Consider the following 2,040-nt stretch of genomic DNA (forward strand, 5'->3'; position numbering starts at 1 on the left):
AAGCCCTATCTCTAGGGTGGTCAAAGGATGTCAAGACCTGGTAAGGTTCTTCGCGTTGCTTCGAATTAAACCACATGCTCCACCGCTTGTGCGGGCCCCCGTCAATTCCTTTGAGTTTCAGCCTTGCGGCCGTACTCCCCAGGCGGAGTGCTTAATGTGTTAACTTCGGCACTAAGGGCATCGAAACCCCTAACACCTAGCACTCATCGTTTACGGCGTGGACTACCAGGGTATCTAATCCTGTTTGCTCCCCACGCTTTCGCGCCTCAGCGTCAGTTACAGACCAGAGAGTCGCCTTCGCCACTGGTGTTCCTCCACATATCTACGCATTTCACCGCTACACGTGGAATTCCACTCTCCTCTTCTGTACTCAAGTCTCCCAGTTTCCAATGACCCTCCACGGTTGAGCCGTGGGCTTTCACATCAGACTTAAAAGACCGCCTGCGCGCGCTTTACGCCCAATAATTCCGGACAACGCTTGCCACCTACGTATTACCGCGGCTGCTGGCACGTAGTTAGCCGTGGCTTTCTGGTTAGGTACCGTCAAGGTGCCGCCCTATTTGAACGGCACTTGTTCTTCCCTAACAACAGAGCTTTACGACCCGAAGGCCTTCATCGCTCACGCGGCGTTGCTCCGTCAGACTTTCGTCCATTGCGGAAGATTCCCTACTGCTGCCTCCCGTAGGAGTCTGGGCCGTGTCTCAGTCCCAGTGTGGCCGATCACCCTCTCAGGTCGGCTACGCATCGTCGCCTTGGTAAGCCACTACCTTACCAACTAGCTAATGCGCCGCAGGCCCATCTTGTAGTGTTAGCCGAGGCCAACTTTAAGATAACACGCATGCGCGAATTATCTAACATCCGGTATTAGCTCCGGTTTCCCGAAGTTATCCCAGTCTACAAGGCAGGTTGCCTACGTGTTACTCACCCGTCCGCCGCTAACGTCCGGGAGCAAGCTCCCTTCAGTCCGCTCGACTTGCATGTATTAGGCACGCCGCCAGCGTTCGTCCTGAGCCAGGATCAAACTCTCCGTAGAAAGTGTGATATAAGCTCACTGTCACAAACGTGACGTTTCGATTTTAAAAAATCGAGAAAATTAACGAGATGTATTTACATCTCTTTTACGCTTGGCTTTTGTCTTGTTCAGTTTTCAAAGAACAAATATCGTCTTGTAATCGACCTTATATAATTTAACATACTAGGTTCGATATGTCAACAATAAATTGATACTGTTTTTGGTGGAGCCTAGCGGGATCGAACCGCTGACCTCCTGCGTGCAAGGCAGGCGCTCTCCCAGCTGAGCTAAGGCCCCTAAAGAAAATATAATGGTCGGGAAGACAGGATTTGAACCTGCGACCCCTTGGTCCCAAACCAAGTGCTCTGCCAAGCTGAGCTACTTCCCGTAAATAGTGGTGCGCCCTGAGAGATTCGAACTCCCGACCTCTTGATTCGTAGTCAAGCACTCTATCCAGCTGAGCTAAGGGCGCAAATATCTTTACTTTTAGATTTAATGGTGCCGAGGGCCGGACTTGAACCGGCACGATAGTCACCTACCGCAGGATTTTAAGTCCTGTGTGTCTGCCAATTCCACCACCCCGGCATATTCACAAAACCAATAAAATATATATTATAAATATTGGATTGTAACTTTAAGAAATAACTTTGGTGCGGGTGAAGGGACTTGAACCCCCACGTCATAAGACACTAGATCCTAAGTCTAGCGCGTCTGCCAATTCCGCCACACCCGCATTGAAAATGGTGAGCCATGAAGGATTCGAACCTTCGACCCTCTGATTAAAAGTCAGATGCTCTACCAACTGAGCTAATGGCTCTTGAAGTTTAAACTGTAAGTAGTTCATGATGTTTACGGACGATGTTTCGCTCCGTAGCTTTCCTGTCTCTTCCTCTACTAGAGAAATGCTTCTATGTTTATCCGTCGAGACAACTCGTAGAATATTCTGAGAGGATTTGCTCGTAACTGAGCTAATGGCTCTTGAATCTAAAAAGAATGCCGGCAAGAGGACTTGAACCCCCAACCTACTG

The 2,040-nt window shown here is 49.5% G+C and carries 6 tRNA genes and 1 rRNA gene (1 of these 7 running past the window's edge); all 7 read right to left on the reverse strand.

From position 1 onward, the window contains the following. Window positions 1–1,033: ribosomal RNA gene (locus CD003_RS16595) — 16S ribosomal RNA — on the reverse strand; it reaches 369 nt to the left of the window's first position. Window positions 1,034–1,233: 200 nt separating this feature from the next. Further along, window positions 1,234–1,309: transfer RNA gene (locus CD003_RS16600), tRNA-Ala, on the reverse strand. A 14-nt stretch (window positions 1,310–1,323) separates the two neighbouring features. Beyond that, window positions 1,324–1,400, reverse strand: a tRNA-Pro gene (locus CD003_RS16605). A 7-nt stretch (window positions 1,401–1,407) separates the two neighbouring features. Next, window positions 1,408–1,484, reverse strand: a tRNA-Arg gene (locus CD003_RS16610). 24 nt (window positions 1,485–1,508) lie between these two features. Beyond that, window positions 1,509–1,597: transfer RNA gene (locus CD003_RS16615), tRNA-Leu, on the reverse strand. Between the two features lie 63 nt (window positions 1,598–1,660). Next, window positions 1,661–1,745: transfer RNA gene (locus CD003_RS16620), tRNA-Leu, on the reverse strand. 8 nt (window positions 1,746–1,753) lie between these two features. Further along, a tRNA-Lys gene (locus CD003_RS16625) sits at window positions 1,754–1,829 on the reverse strand. Window positions 1,830–2,040: the final 211 nt, after the last annotated feature.

Origin of the sequence: Bacillus sp. FJAT-45350, from assembly GCF_002335805.1 — a bacterium.
Taxonomy (GTDB): Bacteria; Bacillota; Bacilli; order Bacillales; family NISU01; genus FJAT-45350.